At 72.6% G+C, this 18,220-nt stretch carries 18 protein-coding genes and 1 riboswitch; of the genes, 10 read left to right on the forward strand and 8 right to left on the reverse strand.

From position 1 onward, the window contains the following. Positions 1-3: 3 nt before the first annotated feature. Complete coding sequence (locus ACEZDG_RS22200) at positions 4-1,500, reverse strand: ABC transporter substrate-binding protein (RefSeq protein WP_380512293.1); 1,497 nt, start codon at positions 1,498-1,500, stop codon at positions 4-6. Between the two features lie 200 nt (positions 1,501-1,700). On the opposite strand from ACEZDG_RS22200, the gene ACEZDG_RS22205 reads away from it, so the two are divergent. Continuing rightward, entirely contained in the window at positions 1,701-2,777 is a 1,077-nt protein-coding gene (locus ACEZDG_RS22205) for a LacI family DNA-binding transcriptional regulator (RefSeq protein WP_380512295.1), read from the forward strand. Positions 2,778-2,859: 82 nt separating this feature from the next. Here ACEZDG_RS22205 and ACEZDG_RS22210 read toward each other — a convergent pair whose 3' ends face one another. Next, complete coding sequence (locus ACEZDG_RS22210; protein ID WP_380512297.1) at positions 2,860-4,095, reverse strand: MFS transporter; 1,236 nt, start codon at positions 4,093-4,095, stop codon at positions 2,860-2,862. 83 nt (positions 4,096-4,178) lie between these two features. Between ACEZDG_RS22210 and ACEZDG_RS22215 the strand changes: the two genes are divergently transcribed. Then, positions 4,179-5,135, forward strand: a complete 957-nt coding sequence (locus tag ACEZDG_RS22215; protein WP_380512299.1) for an aldo/keto reductase — start codon at positions 4,179-4,181, stop codon at positions 5,133-5,135. Between the two features lie 28 nt (positions 5,136-5,163). Here the strand turns inward: ACEZDG_RS22215 and ACEZDG_RS22220 are convergent, their stop codons facing one another. Next, on the reverse strand, positions 5,164-5,286 hold the full coding sequence (locus ACEZDG_RS22220) for a hypothetical protein (protein ID WP_380512301.1): 123 nt from the start codon (positions 5,284-5,286) through the stop codon (positions 5,164-5,166). 326 nt (positions 5,287-5,612) lie between these two features. Here ACEZDG_RS22220 and ACEZDG_RS22225 point away from each other — a divergent pair, with 326 nt between their 5' ends. After that, positions 5,613-5,825 (forward strand): DUF5133 domain-containing protein, encoded by a 213-nt coding sequence (locus ACEZDG_RS22225; protein ID WP_380512303.1) that lies wholly within the window; start codon positions 5,613-5,615, stop codon positions 5,823-5,825. Positions 5,826-5,845: 20 nt separating this feature from the next. On the opposite strand, the gene ACEZDG_RS22230 is transcribed toward ACEZDG_RS22225, so the two are convergent. After that, positions 5,846-6,865, reverse strand: coding sequence for an LLM class flavin-dependent oxidoreductase (locus ACEZDG_RS22230; protein ID WP_380512304.1), 1,020 nt, complete (start codon positions 6,863-6,865; stop codon positions 5,846-5,848). A 34-nt stretch (positions 6,866-6,899) separates the two neighbouring features. Continuing rightward, on the reverse strand, positions 6,900-7,628 hold the full coding sequence (locus ACEZDG_RS22235; protein ID WP_380512306.1) for a hypothetical protein: 729 nt from the start codon (positions 7,626-7,628) through the stop codon (positions 6,900-6,902). A 199-nt stretch (positions 7,629-7,827) separates the two neighbouring features. Between ACEZDG_RS22235 and ACEZDG_RS22240 the strand changes: the two genes are divergently transcribed. Continuing rightward, entirely contained in the window at positions 7,828-9,423 is a 1,596-nt protein-coding gene (locus ACEZDG_RS22240; RefSeq protein WP_380512308.1) for a glycoside hydrolase family 88 protein, read from the forward strand. A gap of 4 nt (positions 9,424-9,427) precedes the next feature. Here the strand turns inward: ACEZDG_RS22240 and ACEZDG_RS22245 are convergent, their stop codons facing one another. Further along, entirely contained in the window at positions 9,428-11,077 is a 1,650-nt protein-coding gene (locus tag ACEZDG_RS22245) for an MFS transporter (protein ID WP_380512310.1), read from the reverse strand. Positions 11,078-11,164: 87 nt separating this feature from the next. Between ACEZDG_RS22245 and ACEZDG_RS22250 the strand changes: the two genes are divergently transcribed. The 5 genes from ACEZDG_RS22250 (at position 11,165) to tmpA (ending at position 15,562) form a co-directional block, all read left to right on the forward strand. Next, complete coding sequence (locus ACEZDG_RS22250; protein ID WP_380512312.1) at positions 11,165-11,701, forward strand: TetR/AcrR family transcriptional regulator; 537 nt, start codon at positions 11,165-11,167, stop codon at positions 11,699-11,701. Between the two features lie 39 nt (positions 11,702-11,740). Further along, positions 11,741-11,804, forward strand: a riboswitch (guanidine-III (ykkC-III) riboswitch). Between the two features lie 23 nt (positions 11,805-11,827). Continuing rightward, complete coding sequence (locus ACEZDG_RS22255) at positions 11,828-12,118, forward strand: CBU_0592 family membrane protein (protein ID WP_380512314.1); 291 nt, start codon at positions 11,828-11,830, stop codon at positions 12,116-12,118. 42 nt (positions 12,119-12,160) lie between these two features. Beyond that, positions 12,161-12,568 (forward strand): YciI family protein, encoded by a 408-nt coding sequence (locus ACEZDG_RS22260; RefSeq protein ID WP_380512316.1) that lies wholly within the window; start codon positions 12,161-12,163, stop codon positions 12,566-12,568. Positions 12,569-12,576: 8 nt separating this feature from the next. Beyond that, a complete protein-coding gene (locus ACEZDG_RS22265) occupies positions 12,577-13,716 on the forward strand; it encodes an RNA polymerase sigma factor (protein ID WP_380512367.1) in 1,140 nt (379 codons plus the stop codon). 157 nt (positions 13,717-13,873) lie between these two features. Beyond that, positions 13,874-15,562, forward strand: coding sequence for a 2-trimethylaminoethylphosphonate dioxygenase (gene tmpA, locus ACEZDG_RS22270; protein ID WP_380512318.1), 1,689 nt, complete (start codon positions 13,874-13,876; stop codon positions 15,560-15,562). Here tmpA and ACEZDG_RS22275 read toward each other — a convergent pair. Beyond that, positions 15,501-16,250, reverse strand: coding sequence for a GntR family transcriptional regulator (locus ACEZDG_RS22275; protein WP_380512320.1), 750 nt, complete (start codon positions 16,248-16,250; stop codon positions 15,501-15,503). The two genes, tmpA and ACEZDG_RS22275, sit on opposite strands and share 62 nt — an antisense overlap. Before the next feature lie 12 nt (positions 16,251-16,262). Then, positions 16,263-17,216, reverse strand: a complete 954-nt coding sequence (locus ACEZDG_RS22280) for a LysR family transcriptional regulator (RefSeq protein WP_380512322.1) — start codon at positions 17,214-17,216, stop codon at positions 16,263-16,265. Positions 17,217-17,319: 103 nt separating this feature from the next. Between ACEZDG_RS22280 and ACEZDG_RS22285 the strand changes: the two genes are divergently transcribed. Next, positions 17,320-18,213 carry an NAD(P)H-binding protein gene (locus ACEZDG_RS22285; protein WP_380512324.1) on the forward strand — a complete coding sequence of 298 codons (894 nt, stop codon included), beginning with the start codon at positions 17,320-17,322 and terminating at the stop codon, positions 18,211-18,213. The last annotated feature ends 7 nt before the right edge of the window (positions 18,214-18,220 follow it).

Raw genomic sequence — 18,220 nt, forward strand, 5'->3', positions numbered from 1 at the left:
CGCTCAGGCCTTCTTGGTGGTGTACGGCACGGTGGGGTCCCAGTCGGCGAAGACGTAGTCGGACATGGCGGCCTTCTTGCCGGTCTTGGCCACCGCGGCGACGGCGGTCGAAAGCAGCCGGCCCTTCTGGTCGGCCAGGCTGCTCAGTGCCGACCGCACGTCCTTGATCTGGCCGGTGTAGACGCCGGTGACCAGGTCGCCGATGTCGGACTTGGGGGCCTGCGGGGTGACCCCGGCCAGGTCGGGGTTGCGGACCACCGGCACCGGGCCGGTCAGCTCCTGCTTGGTCATGGCGACGAAGGCGGCGAAGGGCTTGGAGTTGATGCCGTCGGCGGCGTTGTCGGCCGGGTGGACCGAGACGCCGTTCAGGTCCTGCACCCAGCGGCGTCCGGCGGCGGCCGAGGTCAGCGCGTCCACCCACTGGAAGGCCTGCTGCGGGTGCTTGGTCCTGGCGGATACCGCGGCGAACGCGCCGGTGCCGACCGGGTCGGCGTAGTAATAGGCCTTCGGGGTGGGGCCGGGGGAGGGGAGGGTGACCAGGCTGTAGTCGGTGAACTTGTGCTGGGTCCACTCGGGCTGGTTCCACACGCCGCCGACGGTCATGCCGAACTTGCCGCGCTCGAAGAAGGCGCGGGCCGCCTCGTCGGACAGGCTCAGCGAGTTGGGGTAGAAGTAGCCGCGCTGCTTCCACTGCACCATCAGCTCGAGGAAGTCGGCGTAGGAGCGGTCGCTCGCGTAGGTCCAGCTGCCGACGCGCAGGTCGAGGCCGGTGCCGGTGCCGCTGGGGGCGCCGCCGGGCGCGCCGGCCCCGCGCACGAACAGGTCCAGCCACCAGGCCATCAGGCCCATGTTGTCGCCGTTGCCGAAGCCGAGGCCGTAGGTCCTGCCGCGGGACTTCCTGGTGATGGTGTCGGCGGCTGCGCTGACCTCGTCCCAGGTGGTGGGCACCTTGACGCTGCCGTCGGGGTTGGTCAGCCCGGCGGACCTGAACACGCCGTTGTGGACGTAGAGCTGGTACTGCGGGGCGGAGCCCTTGAGCGGGGCGGAGTAGACCTTGCCGCCGAAGACATTGGCGCCCTCGATGAAGGTGCCCTCGGGGAAGCCGGCCTGCCAGGCGGGGGTGGCCCACTGGTCGAGCGGGAGCAGCCAGCCGCGGTCCACCTGTTCGGCCAGGCCGGGGCTCTGCGGGACCATGAACACGTCCGGAGTGGAGCCGCCGCGGTAGGCGAGGGCGACCAGGTCGGCGTACTTGGCGGAGACCTGGGTGGTCTTCCTGACGGTCACGCCCGGATGGGCCTTCTGGAAGCGGGAGACCTCCCCGTCGACCCAGGGCGCCTGGGTGACGTACCAGTCCCAGTAGGTCAGCGCGGAGCCGGACTTGGAGCCGGACCCGGAGCCGCCCGATCCGCAGGCGCTCAGTGCGCCGCCGGCGGCGACCGCGCCGGCGGCGAGGGCGGAGCCGCGCAGGAAGGTTCTTCTGGAGAGGGGCGAGGCAGTCATCTGGCTGGTCCTTCCATGGGTGAGGGTTGAGGAAGCCGTGTAACGTTCATGAAACCGTTTACAGTGATGGGACGTTAAGTGCTGCCTGGGAGGTCGTCAATACTCCGCGCAGAAATGCCGGGTCGGTGTAGCCGGGGCGGTCCGATCTGTGTAACGTTTGCATCCGCGTTACACGATCACTCGCACCGGAGGGCAGAACCATGGCACGTGGCCGCAGCTCGAGCGGGCGGCCGACGATCCGCGACGTGGCCGAGCAGGCCCAGGTCTCGGTCGCCACGGTCTCCCGCATCCTCAGCGGTTCCTACACCGCGCCGCCGGAGACCGAGGAACGGGTGATGCGGGCCGTCGCGGCCCTCGACTACGTCGTCAACGCCAACGCGCGTGCGCTGTCCACCCGGTCCGGGCTGGTGGCGGTGGTCGTCAACGACATCACCTCACCGTTCTTCATGAACGTCGCCTCCGGCGTCGAGGAGCAGGCCATGGCCGACGGCCGGGTCTGCATCGTCTGCTCCACCCAGGGCGTTCCCGAGCGCGAACTCTCCGTCATCGAGCTGCTGCGCGGCCGGGGCGTGGAGGCGGTGATCCTGGTCGGCGGCATGGCCGAGGGCGAACAGCACCTCGCCCAACTCGCCACCGCCGCAGCGGCGCTGGACCGCGCCGGGGCGCGCATGGTGCTCTGCGGACGCTCCTGGGCGGGGCCGGACGCCCCGATCGACGTGGTCGAGAGCGATGTGGAGGGGGGAGCGTTCGCCGCCACCAACCACCTGCTCTCCGCCGGGCACACCCGGGTCGCGCACCTGGCCGGACCGCACGAGTTCAGCGTGGCCCGGCAGCGCCTGCACGGCTACGAGCGCGCACTGCGGGCCTACGGCATCGAACCCGACCCGGCGCTCATCGCCGGCAGCGACATGACCCGCGAGACCGGCTACGCCGCCGCCCACGCCCTGCTCACCGGCACCGACGCCACCGCGATCTTCTGCGCCAACGACATGAGCGCGGCTGGCGCCGTCGCCGCGGCCCGCGACCTGGGGCGCTCCGTGCCCGAGGACGTGTCCGTGGTCGGCTTCGACGACATCCCGCTGGCCGAGGACGTCTACCCCGGCCTGACCACCGTGCACGTGCCGCAGCAGGAACTCGGCCGCTCCGCCACCCGGTTGGCGCTGCACCGGCGCCCCGGCGACCCGCCGCGCCGGCATGTGATGCTCGGCTCGCACATCGTGGTCCGCCAGTCGGTGGCCCCGCCGGCCCACCTCTCCGGGGGTGGATGGCTGCACTGAGCGCCCGATGGGCGACGCTGCGCGACGGGACTCGCGCCGAGGGGGAATGACGACAGCCCAGGGGGCTGCCTCGAACGACGCGTCAGTCCAGCTTCTGGTTCGGTGCGGCGGTGCTGTCCGCGGGCGGTCGCACCGCCGCGGTGATCAGTGCGGCGGCGCCGAGCAGCACCGCGACGGAGGTCAGGGCCCTGAGCACGGTGAGGTGGTCGGCGAGCAGGCCGATGGCCGGCGGTCCGGCCAGAAACGCGCAGTAGCCGACGGACGCGATGACGCTGACCCGGCCCGCGGCGTGGCGGGGGTCGTCCGCGCCCGCGCTCATGCCCACCGGGAAGCCCAGCGAGGTGCCGAGGCCCCAGAGGACCACGCCGGCGATCGCGATCGGCGTCGTCGGGGCGAAGACGAACACCAGCGACCCGGCGATACCGAGTCCGGCCAGCACCCGCAGGACCGCGACCCGGCCGTACCGGTCCAGCAGCCCGGGGCCGAACCAGCGCCCGAGGGTCATCGCGGCCAGGAACGCCGCGAAGGTGAGGGTGCCGACCGCGGCGGGCGCCCCGTAGCCGTCGATGGCGGCGACGGAGATCCAGTCGTTGCCGGTGCCCTCGGCGAAGGCGAAGGCGAGGACGAGGACGCCGATCAGCAGGGTGCGCGGCTCGCGCCAGGCCGAGAGCGCGCTGTGCGACGGGGCTTCACCCGCCGGGTCGTCAGGTCCGGTGTCCTCGGGCAGGAAGCGGCGGGTCCCCCAGGGGACGAGGCCGGCGACGACGGCCGCGACCAGCAGCAGGTGCACGGTCACCGGCACGTGCAGCGCGACCAGGGCCGCACCGGTGAGGGCCCCGGCGACGGTGCCCAGACTGAACCCGGCATGGAAGCGGGACATGATCGAGCGGCCCAGGCGGCGTTCGACCAGCGCGCCGTGGACGTTCATCGCCACGTCCCAGGCGCCGTTGGCGAAGCCGAGCAGGAAGAGCCCGGCGACGACCGCGGCGAGTCCGCCGAGGTAGCCCAGGGCGACGGTCGCCAGGCTGAGGCCCATCAGCCCGGCCATCGCGGCGACGGTGCGCCGGGGGCCGAAGCGGTGGACGACCGGCCCCGCGAGCGGCAGCGCGATCAGCGATCCGGCGGCGATGGCGAGCAGCACCAGGCCGAGCCGGGCCGGGGAGAGCTGGAGGTGGTCGCGGACCTGCGGGATGCGTGAGGCCCAGCTGGCGAAGGCGAACCCGGAGCCGGCGAAGGCGAGGTAGGTGGCCGCGACAGCACGCTGTGTGTCGGGTGGAGCGGGGGCCGCCACGACGGCAACAACGGGCGCGGACGGCATGGCGGTGTGCTCCGGCTGGCAGGAGGGGAGGGGGTGTCAACCTACCCCACGGACCGGCGGCGCACGAGAACTAGAGTGGCCCCATGGAATATCGAAGCCTCGGCAACAGCGGACTCCTGGTCTCCGTGGTGGGACTCGGCTGCAACAACTTCGGCGGGCGCCTCGACGCGGCGCGGACCCGTGCGGTGGTCGACGCGGCACTCGACGCCGGGGTGACGCTCTTCGACACCGCCGACATGTACGGAGCCGGTGGCGGCTCCGAGACCTTCCTCGGCCAGGCGCTGAAGGGCCGGCGCGAGGAGGTCGTGCTCGCCACCAAGTTCGGCCACCAGGGGGCGGACCTGGGGTACGGGCCCGCGGCCGGGGCGAAGGGCGGGCGGGCCTACATCCGGCGGGCGGTCGAGGAGTCGCTGCGACGCCTGCAGACCGACCACATCGACCTCTACCAGCTGCACACCCCCGACCCGAGCACACCGATCGCCGAGACGCTCGCCGCGCTGACCGAGCTGGTGCGCGAGGGCAAGGTGCGCTACATCGGGCACTCCAACCTGGCCGGCTGGCAGATCGCCGAGGCCGCGCACGTGGCGCGGGAGATCGGGGCCGTCCCGTTCGTCTCGGCCCAGAACGAGTGGTCGCTGCTCGAACGCGGTGCGGAGCGGGAGGTGGTGCCGGCCTCGCTGCGCTACGGCCTCGGCGTGCTGCCGTACTTCCCGCTCGCCAACGGCCTGCTGACCGGGAAGGTGCGGCGGGCCACCGGGGTGCCCGCGGGCTCGCGCCTGGCGTCGCGGCCCGAGCGGGTGACCGAGGCGGGGCTCGACGCGGTCGAACGCCTTGCCGCATGGGGCGAGGCGCATGGCCGGAGCATCCTGGAGATCGGCGTGGCCGCGCTCGCCGCGAGGCCCGGCTGCGGCTCGGTCATCGCCGGGGCGACCAGCCCGGAGCAGGTGCGCGCCAACGCCGCGGCCGGGGAGTGGGTGCCGACCTCGGCGGAACTGGCCGGGATCGACGCGGCCCTCGAGGCGCGGCCCGCCGCGGCCTGAACGGGGCGCGGCCCGGACAGACCGCCGCCTACTCCTCGCGGCGCTGCCGTCGGAGCCGGGACCGGTTCGCGGACCGCGACCTGGCCACCTTGGAGAGGACCACGAGGGCGAGGCCGCCGAAGACGGCAAGGACGGACCAGAAGGTGTGCACGGCGGTGGCCCTTCGTCGGAGGACAGCTACCTACCCCGTGCACGGACGAGTACCCGGGATCCGGCCCACCGCCCTTGCGGGCAGGGCCGGATGACGTTCCGGCAGCAGCCCGTCAGGGCGCGGGCTGTGGCGGAAGTCTCCTGCGCCGACGCCGGATCCCGGGTCCGGCCCGCTTATCATTGAGTCAACAGTCAACCTCGGTCCAACGAGGTTTTGCCGGTCAGTCAGCCGCGCGCCGCAGCGCGTCGGCCACGTCCCGTGCTGTGGCCCAGTGTCGGTCTGCAGCGGTCTCCCACCGTGTCAGCAACCAACCGACGGAGTTCTCCATGCCGCTGATCAATCCCACCGAGCTGCGCCGCCTCATCAATGAACTCGAAGCCCTGGACCAGGCCCAGGCCGGAGCGGACACCGAGCGCCGCCGTGAGGACCTGCACTACACCCTCTGCGTGTCCACCGGCATCCGCGAGCCCGCTCGCGCGGTGGAGCAGGCCCGTCGGCTGCTCGCCCCGCGCCGCGAGGCGCTCACCTCCGCCGCCTGAGAGCGGGCGGCCCCGGCGCCTCAGCTGCCGGGCTGCCAGCCGAGGGCCGGCCCGAGCCTGGTGGCGATGTCGCTGAGGATCTGGACGTAGTCCTCGTGCTCGAAGGTGAACGGCAGGGCGAACGCGACCTCGTCGACCTCGCGGAACGCGGCGTGGGCGTAGAGCTGCTCGGCGATCTCCGCGGACGTGCCGACGAGGTCCGGTGCGAACATCATCCGGGCCGGCCCCTGCGGCTGCAGGGTCCGCGGAGTGCGCTCGGCGGCGAACGCCCGGTACTTCGCCCGCTGCTCCGGGGTGGCGGAGTCGACCGGGATGACCACGAGCCCCTGGGAGACCCGGGCGCGGTCGCCGTCCGGGTGGTGCTTGCGGAACGTCCGGATGTGCGACAGCTGGATGGCGGTGAAGTCCTCCGACTCCTCGGCCCTGACGACGCTGCTGGTCAGGAAGTTCATCCCGTGCTCACCCGCCCACTGGGCCGAGCGGGTGCTCGCGCCGCCGTACCACATGCGCCGGGCCAGGCCGGGGGAGTGGGGCTGGACCCGGTCGGAGAACACCTCGAAGCCCTCGACGCCGCTGAAGCGGGTGACCGGCTCGCCGCGCACGCAGTCCAGCAGCCGCTGCATCCGGTCGTAGCTGAAGTCCTCCACCCCCGCGGTGCCGGGGTAGAGCGCGTCCCGCACCTGGTCGAAGTGCATCGGCGGACCGACGCTGAGACCGGGGTTGAGGCGGCCCCCTGACAGGATGTCGACGGTGGCCAGGTCCTCGGCCAGCCGCAGCGGGTTCTCCCATCCCAGCGGGATGACGGCGGTGCCGAGTTCGATCTGGCTGGTGCGCTGCGAGGCCGCGGCCAGGACGGCGACCGGCGAGGAGATCCCGTACTGCAGGTGGCGGTGCCGGACCCAGGCGCTGTCGAAGCCCAGCTGCTCGCCCAGCTGGATGATCTCCAGCGTCGATTCATGCCCGGGACGCGGGTCGTTCCCGTCGAACAGTCCAATGGTCAGGAAGCCGAGCTTCCGCAGCGGTTCCGAAGGCAGCGGCACAGGGTTCTCCTTGATGGTTCGTCATTCCGTGGTGTCACACCGTCTGCCGCGCCGCCACCGCGCGGACGGCGGCCGCTTCGACCTGGCGTCGGCCCGCGTCGCCCCGGCTCCAGACAAACGCGCGCCAAGGACGCGGTCCCGCGCCGGTCCAGCTGCGGAACTCCTGGACCGCCACACATTCTGACAGTCGCCACCGGACGGTCGGACCCGAGGCCTCGGGGACGTCGGTGAGGTTGCCGAGCTGCTCGGCGAGTGCGAAGCCGTCGACCTGGACCGTACTGCGGTCCCAGTCGGAGACCGTGTCGACGAGCGCGTGGGATTCCATGAGCGCCGGGACGGACGGGGCGATGTCGAGGAACGTGCCACTTCCGTCCTCCACGCCGACGCGTCCGTCCGTGTGCACCAGGTAGCGCACGGGGGATGAGACGCGTTCGCCGGACCAGCCGAAGTACCAGCCGCCGGCGGGGTCCGCCCACATGGTCCCGTCCAGGTCGTAGTGCCAGTCACGGAGTCCGTCGTGGCGCTCGGCCCGGTCGGTGGGGCCGCTTCGGACTCCGTAGCGGAGCCCGCCGTACCGCTGCTGGAATCCCTCCCGGCGGATCACCAGCGTCATCGGCGCGGGGACCAACCGGCCGTCGCGGTTCCGGACCCGCAGGAACTCGGTGGGGAGCCCGGGGTCCTGGCGGTGATCGCGCCGGCCGGTCCGCTCCAGCAGGCTCCTCGCACGGGTGGAGAGGCCAGTGGGGTCATCCAGGATGTGCATCCCGCGCTTCTTTTTTCCAGGACAGGGTGTGGGTGCGTGCGGACCCCACGGTATCGCGCCGCCCCAACCGCGGGGGTTGACCCGGGGATTGGTCCAGTCCTATCGTCCTCGTGGACCGTTCATATGGATGACCCTCGTCCATCCTTGTGAGTGCGGTGGATGTCCATTCGCCCGCTCACCGTTCGTGGGAGGCATCAGTATGGATCGACGGAGCTTTCTGGCCGGCGGAGTCGCGCTCGCCGCCGCCGGCGTGCCGGCACTGGCGACGACAGCAGCCCACGCCGCAGGCACCGCGAGCACCGCAGGTGCCACAGCCGCCGCCGCACTGCCCGCCGCGACCCTGCCGTCGCGCGAGGACATGGTCGCGGTCCTGCGGCGGGTCGCCGACCAGTGGATCGGGGCGCACCCGAACAGCGGTGACAACGAGTGGGCGAACGCGACGCTGATGAGCGGGCTGATGGCCCTGTACCGGCTGACCTCGGACCCCGCCTACCTGAACTACGTGACCGGTTGGGCGCAGAGCCACAGCTACGGCCTCAACGGCGGCAACACCACCCGGGACGCCGACAGCCAGTGCGCGGGCCAGGCCTACCTCGACCTCTACGACACCGCCCCCGCCGCCAACAAGATCGCCGCGATCGAGGCGTGCCTGCACAACATGACCTACGTCAACCAGGTGAGCAAGGACGACGACTGGTGGTGGGTCGACGCCCTGCACATGGCGATGCCGCAGTTCGCGCGGCTCGGAGCGCTGCGCGGCGACAGCGGCTACTTCGACAAGCTGCACCGGCTCTACACGCACACCAAGAGCGCGGAGGGCGGCCCCGGCCTCTACAGCCCGACCACCGGCCTGTGGTACCGCGACAAGAACTTCCTGCCGGGCGGGATCGTCTCGCCCTCGGGCAAGCCGGTGGTCTGGTCGCGCGGCAACGGCTGGGCGGCGGCTGCCCACACCAAGGTGCTCAAGGCACTGCCGGCCGGCCAGGCGAACGTGGCGGAATACCGCTCGACCCTGGCCAAACTGGTCACCGCGGTCGCCCAGGTGCAGCGTTCGGACGGCTTCTGGAACGTCAACCTCGCCGACCCGAACCACTTTCCCGGCCCGGAGACCAGCGGCACCGTCTTCTTCGTCTACGGCACCGCGTACGCGATCGGGGCGGGCCTGGTGGACTCCGCCACCTACCTGCCGGTCGCGGCCCGCGCCTGGAACGGGCTGGTGGCCACGGCCGTCCACGCCGACGGCTCGCTCGGCTACGTGCAGAAGGTCGGCGACCGCCCCGACTCCAGCCAGCCGGTCACCTCCGACAGCACCGCCGACTTCGGCGTCGGCGGCTTCCTGCTGGGCGGCACCGAACTGGCCGCGCTGGCCGCCCCCGCCGGCGGCGCCGGCCTCCCGGCCTCGGGGACGTACGCGCTGCGGGCCCGGATCAACAGCCGGTATGTGACCGCGGAGAACGCCGGCGCCTCACCGCTGATCGCCAGGGCCGCCACCGCCCAGGCCTGGGAGACCTTCGACCTGGCCGTGTCCTCGGGCGGCAGCGTCACCCTGCGGGCGCACGCCGACAACCTGTTCGTCAGCGCGGCCAACGCCGGCGCCTCGGCGCTGATCGCCAAGGCCGCCACCGCTCAGGCGTGGGAGGCCTTCACCCTGGTGGCCAACCCCAACGGCTCGGTGAGCCTGCGCGCACAGATCAACGGCAAGTACGTCACGGCCGCCGCGGCCGGAGCCTCCCCGCTGATCGCGAGCGCCCCGACCATCGGCACCTGGGAGCAGTTCGACGTCGTCCCGCAGTGAGCCGTCACGGTGTCCTGCCCCGGTCGCGGTCGCGGTCGCCTTCACGGTCGGCTGACGCTGTGTCACGGGCCTCCTGGAGGGGCAGCCCCGGCCGGGACCCGGTGGCCGTTCGCCCGGTGTCGCCCCCGGTGCGGGCCGGCAGCCAGAACGCCCCGAGGACCATCCCGGCCAGCAGGACGGCGACCGTCACCGACGAGGTGGACCGCAGGGCGTTGATGAACGCGTGGGTCGCGCCGTCCTGCAGCTGCGGGACGGCCCGCACCAGCCCGGGGTTTCCGCTGCGCGCGGCGGACTCGAGCGCGGTGGCGGTCGCGCCGAGGGAGTCCTGGGCCTGTTCCGGCAGCGGCGGTGTCCAGGGGGCGAGGGTGCCGGTGACGCCGCTGTGGTAGCGGGTGGCGTAGACCGAGCCGAGCACGGCGACCCCCAGGGCGCCGCCGATCTGACGGATCGCGCTGTTGGCCGCGGCCCCGGCGGCGGCCTTCTGGGGCTCGACGACGGCCATGACCAGCGGGGTGGTGGTGGCCATCACCGAACCGATGCCCAGGCCGGCCAGCAGCAGGGCGCCCTCGATCACCAGCAGCGGCGTGTGCGGTTCGAGGAAGTACAGGATGACAAACGCGGCGGTGAGGGAGCCGAGCCCGAGCAGCACAGTGAACCTGGGTCCGCGGGCCCGGGTGAGCGCGTTCGCGGCGAGGGCCGCCGGGATGCTGCCGACCGCCACCGGCAGCAGGACCAGGCCGAACTGCAGGGTGGAGTCGCCGCGGACGAGGAGGCTGTAGAAGACGAGCAGGTAGGTCCCGCCGGTGATGGCGAAGAACGCCAGCGCCATGCTCAGGGTGCCGGAGGCGAAGGCCCGGTTGCGGAACAGCGACACGTCGATGGTCGGCTCGGCGCGGCGGCGCTCCACCAGCACGAACAGGGCGAGGATCACGAGGCCGGCGGCGACCAGGCCGGTGGTGTTCCAGGCCCGCCAGGTGGTCTCCCCGCCGCGGATCACCCCGAACACCAGGGTGGTGGCGCCCGCGACCGACAGCACCACACCGGGCAGGTCCAGGCGCCGGCTGGTGGCCGCCCTGGACTCGGGCACCGCCCACATCGCGAGCGCACCGGCCAGGAGCACGATCGGCACGTTGATCAGGAACACCGACCCCCACCAGAACCGCTCCAGGAGCAGACCGCCGACCAGGGGTCCGAAGGCGACCGACGAACCGCCGATGGCCGACCAGATCCCCATGGCCCGGCCCTGCTGGTCGCTCGGGAAGGTGTCGCGGATGATGGACAGCGTGGCCGGCGGCACCACCGCGCCGCCCAGGCCCATCACCGCGCGCCAGACGATGAGCTGGTCGGGGGTGTGCGAGAAGGCGGACAGGGCGGACGCGGCGGCGAAGACCGTCAGCCCGATCAGCAGCACCCGCTTGCGCCCGTACCGGTCGGCGAGGATTCCGGCCGGGAACATGAGCGCGGCGTAGATCAGGATGTAGGAGTCCACGGCCCACTGGAGCTGGGAGTTGGACGCGTCCAACTGCTCCTGGATGGCCCGCAGGGCGATGTTCACGATGGTGTTGTCCATCATCACCACCATGAGGAACACGCCCAGCAGGGCGAGGACGAGCCCCGTGCTGCGCGGCGCGGTGACGGACGGTTCTGGTCTCACGGTGGGCTCCTCGGCTCCGAATCAACTTACTGAGTGCTCGCTAAGTTCAACCTAACAGAGTTAGCGATTGGTCGCTAAGATGGGGGCATGGCTCGATCCAACGCAGAGGACCGGCGGGCCCAGGTGATCGACGCGGCGATCGCCCTGTTCGCCCACACCGGGTACGAAGGCACCAAGACGAGCGCCATCGCGGCGAGGGTCGGGGTGTCCCAGCCGTACCTGTTCCAGCTGTTCCCGACCAAGAAGGCGATCTTCATCGCCGCCTGGCACGAAGCCTGCGACCGGATCGTCGACACCCTGACGAAAGCGGTCGCCGGGACGCCGCGCCCACAGCGGCTGCCGGTGCTCGCCACCGCCTACGACGAGCTGGTCACCACGGACCGCGACCTGCTGACGATCCAGATCCACGCCTGGAGCGCGTCGGCGTCGGACGCCGACATCGCCGAGGCCACCCGGGCCGGGCTCGAACGGCTGGAGCAGTCCGCCATCGAGCAGCTCGGCATCTCCGCGGAGCAGGCGACCCGGCTGCTCGCCGACATGGCGTTCTACAACATCAGCGTCGGCGTCAGGATGCGCAACCCCGGGGACTGCACGGTGACCCGGCTGCTGCAGCAGCACCGCTGAGCGCCCTCGGACCGGCCGACCCGGATGTGCGATCATGGGGAGTGAGGGCAGGACGCCCTCACCGGACGAGGTGCGCCGTACCCGGAACGACAGACGACGCTTGCGAAAGCGAGGCGTCACGTCGTCATGGTGGAGCAGTCGGTTCAGATCATCGGTTCGGTACTGATCCTCATCCCCTTCGCGCTGGCACAGCTCGGCCGGGTGGATCCGCACGCACGCAGCTACCTGCTGTTCAACGTGGTCGGCTCCGCGGTCCTGGCCGTGGACGCCGCGGTCGGCCGGCAATGGGGATTCCTGCTGCTGGAGGGCACCTGGGCGCTGGTCTCACTGGTCGGGCTGGTGGAGCACGTCCGCCGCACTCGAAACAATCCGGACGGGGATGTCGAGAAGCCGCGTCGGGCTCCGTCCCCGGAGTGAGCGCGGCCACAATGGGTCGCACCAGCACCGAGGAGAACCACCATGGCCAAGTACCTGCTGCTGAAGCACTACCGAGGCGCCCCGGCCGCGGTCAACGACGTGCCGATGGACCAGTGGACCCCGCAGGAGATCACGGATCATGTGCGGTACATGAACGACTTCGCGGCCCGGCTGGAGAAGACCGGCGAGTTCGTCGACGGCCAGGCGCTCGCCCCCCAGGGGGCGTGGGTCCGCTACGACGGTGAGGGCCGCCCGCCGGTCACCGACGGACCGTTCGCGGAGACCAAGGACCTGATCGCCGGCTGGATGGTCATCGACGTCGACAGCTACCAGCGCGCCGTCGACCTGGCCGGAGAGCTGTCGGCCGCCCCCGGGGCCGGCGGCAGGCCGATCCACGAGTGGCTGGAACTGCGTCCCTTCCTGACCGAGGCACCCACCATCACGGAGTGACAGTACCGATGGACGAGGCCCTGCTCCGCAGCCTCACCCCGAGCGTGCTCACCGTCCTCGTCCGCCGCGGAGCCGACTTCGCGGCGGCCGAGGACGCCGTGCAGGACGCCCTGGCCGAGGCGCTCCGGGTCTGGCCGGCCGACCCGCCGCGCGACGCCAAGGGCTGGCTGGTCACCGTGGCCTGGCGCAAGTTCCTGGACCAGGCCCGCGCCGACACCGCCCGCCGCCGCCGCGAGGACCGGGTCGAGGTGGAGCCGGCCCCCGGGCCCGCGACGGGGGTGGACGACACCCTCCAGCTCTACTTCCTGTGCGCGCACCCGTCGCTGACCCCGGCCTCGGCGGTCGCGCTGACGCTGCGCGCCGTCGGCGGGCTGACCACCCGTCAGATCGCCCAGGCCTACCTGGTGCCCGAGGCGACCATGGCGCAGCGGATCAGCCGGGCCAAGCGGACGGTGTCCGGTGTGCGCTTCGACCGGCCCGGCGACGTCGGCACCGTGCTGCGGGTCCTCTATCTGGTCTTCAACGAGGGCTACTCCGGCGACGTCGACCTCGCGGCGGAGGCCATCCGGCTCACCCGGCAGCTCGCCGGCGCGATCGACCACCCCGAGGTGGCCGGGCTGCTCGCGCTGATGCTGCTGCACCACGCCCGGCGGGCCGCCAGGACCGGGCCGGACGGCAGCCTGGTGCCGCTCGCCGAGCAGGACCGCGGCCGGTGGGACACCGCGTCGATCGCCGAGGGCGTCGGGATCCTGCAGGCGGCCCTGGCCCGCGACCGGCTGGGGGAGTTCCAGGCCCAGGCCGCCGTCGCCGCCCTGCACGCCGACGCGCCCACCGCCGAGGAGACCGACTGGGTGCAGATCGTCGAGTGGTACGACGAGCTGGCCCGGCTGACCGACAGCCCGGTCGTCCGGCTCAACCGCGCGGTCGCCGTCGGCGAGGCCGACGGACCCCGGGCCGGGCTGGCCGCGCTCGCGGCGCTGGACAGCACACTGCCCCGCCACACCGCGGTGGCGGCCTACCTGCACGAACGCGACGGCGACCTGGCCACGGCGGCCCGGCTGTACGCCGAGGCGGCCCGGAAGGCGTCCAACCTCGCCGAGCGCGACCACCTCACCCGCCAGGCCGCCCGCCTGAACGCCCGCCGATGAAACGGGACTCGGGTGGGCTGGTGCGAGTGCGGCGCAGATGCGTTTCGTGAGGGGTGTTGTATCGGACATGTCGCGTACATCCTTTGGCCACTCGGGGGCGGAAGCATCACGGCATCAGAAGTTGGCTATACAACTTTGCCGAACGAGAGGTCCGCCGATGCCCCGCCCCTCCGAGTTCGCGGCCGTGTGGCTGCGCGACAACTGCGCCTGTGCCGAATGCCGCGATCCGGGCAGCCAACAGAAGCTCTTTCAGATCACCGACCTCCCAACGGAGTTGGCCCTGTCCTCGGAGACCCCGGTCGACCTGGACGGGGCACCGGGATGGGAGGTGGTGTGGAGCCCGGACGGCCACCGCTCCCGCTATGCCGATACCTGGCTGGCCCCGCCCGGCGACGCCGAGCGGGAGGACCGCACCGAGGAGACCAAGCTGCTCTGGCGCGCGGCCGACCTGAACGGCGCCCTCCCGGAGGGTAGTTGGGCCGACTACCGCCAGGGCGGGGCGGTGAAGGCGCGGCTGCTCGACGCGGTCGCGCAGCTGGGGTTCTGCCTGCTGCGGGACGTCCCGGTGCGTGACGGGCAGGTGCTGGCGGTCGCCGAGAGCTTCGGCTTCGTCCGGGAGACCAACTACGGGCGGCTGTTCGAGGTCCGGGTCCAGGAGCGGCCCAACAACCTGGCCTTCACCGGCGCGCGGATCACCCCGCACACCGACAACCCCTACCGCGACCCGGTCCCCACCCTGCAACTGCTGCACTGCCTGGTCAACAGCGCCTCGGGCGGGGACTCGGGACTGGTGGACGGGTTCGCCGCGGCGGCGCTGCTGCGCGAGGAGGACCCGTCCGCCTTCGAGGTGCTCAGCTCGACCCCGGTGCCGTTCGCCTTCGCCGACCGGGACACCGCGCTGCGGGCCCACCGTCCGCTGATCGGTCTCGACCCGCAGGGCCGGATCCGCGAGATCCGGTTCAACAACCGCTCCCTGGGGACGCTGCGCCTGCCCGGGGAACGGACCGCAGCCTTCTACGCCGCCTACCGCACCTTCGCCGAACTGCTGCTGCGCCCGGAACTGTGCCTGGACTTCCGGCTCGGCCCCGGCGACTGCCTGGTGTTCGACAACACCCGGCTGCTGCACGCCCGCACCGCCTTCGAGAGCAGCGGCGGAGGGCACCTGCAGGGCTGCTACGCCGACCTCGACGGCCTGCTCAGCACCCGCGCGGTGCTGCGCCGAAACGAGGAGGACCGCAGCGAGCAGGACCGCGCGGTCCTGGACCTGCTGGAGTCGCTGTTCGACGGGCAGGGCGCGGCCGAGTACCTGGGCGAGGAGGTCACCCAGGCCCAGCACATGCTCCAGGCCGGCGCGCTGGCCCAGGCAGCCGGGGCGCCGCCCGCGCTGGTGGCCGCGGCGCTGCTGCACGACGTGGGGCACCTGCGCGGCGAGGTCACCGGGCACGACCTGATGGCGGGCACGGACAACCGGCACAGCCACACCGGCGCCCAGTGGCTGGCCCGCTGGTTCGCCCCCGAGGTCACCGAGCCGGTGCGGCTGCACGTCGACGCCAAGCGCTACCTGTGCGCGGTGGAACCCGGGTACGTCAACGCCCTGTCGCCGGCCTCGGTGCACACCCTGGCGGTCCAGGGCGGTCCGATGTCCCCGGCCCAGGCCGACGCCTTCGCCGCCGAACCCTTCGGCGCGGACGCCGTCCGGCTGCGCCGCTGGGACGAGGAGGCCAAGAACCCGAGCGCGCCGACCCCCGCATTCGGGCACTTCCGCCCACTGCTCGCCGGCCTGCTCAGGGCCCGTCGGCGGAGTGCCGCCCCAGGCCCGGGACCGCGCGTGAGCTGTGTACGGTGAAGGCCATGACACCGGGGAGGTAGCGGTCCTCGGACCATTCCACCGGCGCCCCGGCCGGGTCCGTGGTCCGGCGCCGCTCACGCAGCAGCGCGGCCCCGGGCGCGCAGCCCAGCAGTTCCGCGTCCTGCGGATCGGCGACGGTGAGGTCCACGGTGTGGTCGGCGTCGGTCAGCAGCACGCCGACCCTCTCCAACTGCTCGGTCACCGAGAAGGTGTCCGCCGGCAGCGGGGCCACCAGCTCGCCCACCGCCTGCGGGTACGCCGTCCGCTCCACCATGGCCGGACGGCCGTCCAGCAGGCGCAGCCGCACCACCCGGAACAGCTGGGCGCCCTGCGGCAGGCGCAGCTGGGCCGCCTCCTCGGGACCGGCCGGGTGCCACTCCTGACGCACCGTCCGGCTGCCCGGCTCCAGGCCCTGGGAGCGGGCCCACCGGCTGAAGCTCAGCAGCTCGGCGAAGTCGTGCAGCGGAGGGGACTCCAGGGCCACCCGCCGGGTGCCGCGCCGCGAGGTGACCGTGCCCTCGGCCCGCAGCACCGCCAGGGCCTGACGCACCGTCCCCCGCGAGACGCCGTACTGCTGGGCGAGCCCCTCCTCGCTGGGCAGGCGTCCGCCGTCGCGGTACTCCCCCTGCCGCACGGCGGCCCGCAACTCCTCGGCGATCAACCGGTACCGCGCCTGCGCTGTCACCACACCGTGGTATCACGGATTCGGGCCGCCGGGCGCGCAGAGGACCCGGCGGACGGTGCCGCGGAGCCAGCGGTGGGCGCCGTCCGCCGTGTGCCGGGGGTGCCAGGCCATGCCGATGGTCAGCGGCGGCAGCTGCAGCGGGACGTCGAGGAGGCGCAGCCCGAGGGCGGTGGCGTCCTGGGTGAGCGGAGAGGGCGCGGCGCCGGGCAGTGCGGCGGGTACCAGGCAGACGATGTCGCTGCGGGCGGCGAGGGCCATGGCGGACAGGTGGCTGGGCAGGACGACGCCGACCCGCCGCCTCAGGTCCAGCTCGGCCAGGGCCTGGTCGAGCGGACCGGTGAACCGGCCGCGGCGGCTCACCGCGACATGTTGGGCGGCGGCGAGCCGGGCCGGGGACGGGGTCCCCCGGGTGAGCGGGTGGCCGGCCCGGACGGCCGGGACCATGCGGAGGCTGACCAGTTCCTCGACCTGGGTTTCCGGGTCCACATGGTCGATGGAGCCGACCTCCAGGTCGATCCGGCCGTCGCGCAGGGCCGGTCCGGCCTCCCACTCCTCGGCCAGGAGCCGGAACGAGACCCCCGGCGCCTCCTGCTCGGCCAGCCGCAGCAGCCCGGGCGCCAGCGCCGCGCCGACCAGGTCGGCGGCCTGGAGCGTGAAGGTGCTGCGGAGTGTGGCGGGGTCGACGCTCGTGCCCGGGCTGAGCAGCGCCCTGAGGCCGCCCACCACGGCGGCTGCCTCCTCGCGCAGGGCCACGGCGCGCGGGGTGGGGACCATCGCCTGCCCGGCCCGGACCAGCAGGGGGTCCTGGAGGATGCGGCGCAGCCGGGCCAGGGTACGGCTCATGGCCGCAGGCGAGCTGTGCAGGCGTTCGGCGGCGCGGGTCACGCTGTGCTCGGTCAGCAGGGCGTCCAGGGCGAGCGCGAGATTGGCGTCGATGACCGGTTCCGGGCTGTCCACCTGCATCATTCCATTTCAGTCAATGATTCCTTGCTGAAGTTCCCATTGTGGCAACACCATGGCCGCTCGCAGCATGGGGGTGTACCGATCCAGCACGACCTGCGAGGAATTCATGATCGTCATTACTGCTCCCACCGGTAACATCGGCCGTCAGCTGCTCACTCGACTGCTGGAGTCCGCTCCCGCCGCGGGCGAGGAACTGCGGGTGGTGGTGCGCGACCCGGACCGGCTGCCGGACGAGGTGCGCGGACGCGTCGAGGTGGTCACCGGCTCGCATGCGGAGCCCGCGGTGCTCGACCGGGCCTTCGAGGGTGCGGACGCCGTCTTCTGGCTGGTCCCGCCGGACGCCTCGCTGACCCCGCGGCAGGCTTACAGCGGCTTCAGCCGACCCGCCGTCAGCGCCCTTGCCGCCCACGGGGTCGGGCAGGTGGTCGGGGTCTCCGCGCTCGGCCGCGGTACCGCGGTCGCCGACAGCGCCGGCCTGGTCACCGCGTCCCTGGCGATGGACGACCTCATCGCCGGCACCGGGGTCGGCTACCGGGCCCTGGCCTGCCCGTCCTTCTTCGAAAACCTGCTGGAGGAGACCGCCTCGATCCGGGAGAAGGGGGTCTTCACCGACAATGTCGACGCCGACCGCAAGGCCCCCCGGGTCGCCGTCGCCGATATCGCGGCGGTCGCCGCCGGCCTGCTGCTGGACCGCTCGTGGACCGGCAGCGACAGCGTCCCGGTGCTCGGGCCGCAGGACCTGTCGCCCAACGACCTGGCCCAGATCATGACCGAGCAGCTCGGCCGCCCGGTCCGCTACGAACGCCAGCCGTTCGACGAGCTGTCCGCCACCCTGGTCGGCTACGGCCTCAACGAGGCATTCGTCCAGGGCATCGTCGACATGAAGCGGGCCAAGGACGCGGGCCTGGACGCCGGTGTCGCCCGGACGCCGGCCACCGCCTCCCCGACCACCTTCGAGCAGTGGTGCGCGCAGACCCTCCGGCCCGCCCTGCTCGCCTGAGGCGCCC

Source organism: Streptacidiphilus alkalitolerans (assembly GCF_042511045.1).
Taxonomy (GTDB): Bacteria; Actinomycetota; Actinomycetes; order Streptomycetales; family Streptomycetaceae; genus Streptacidiphilus; species Streptacidiphilus alkalitolerans.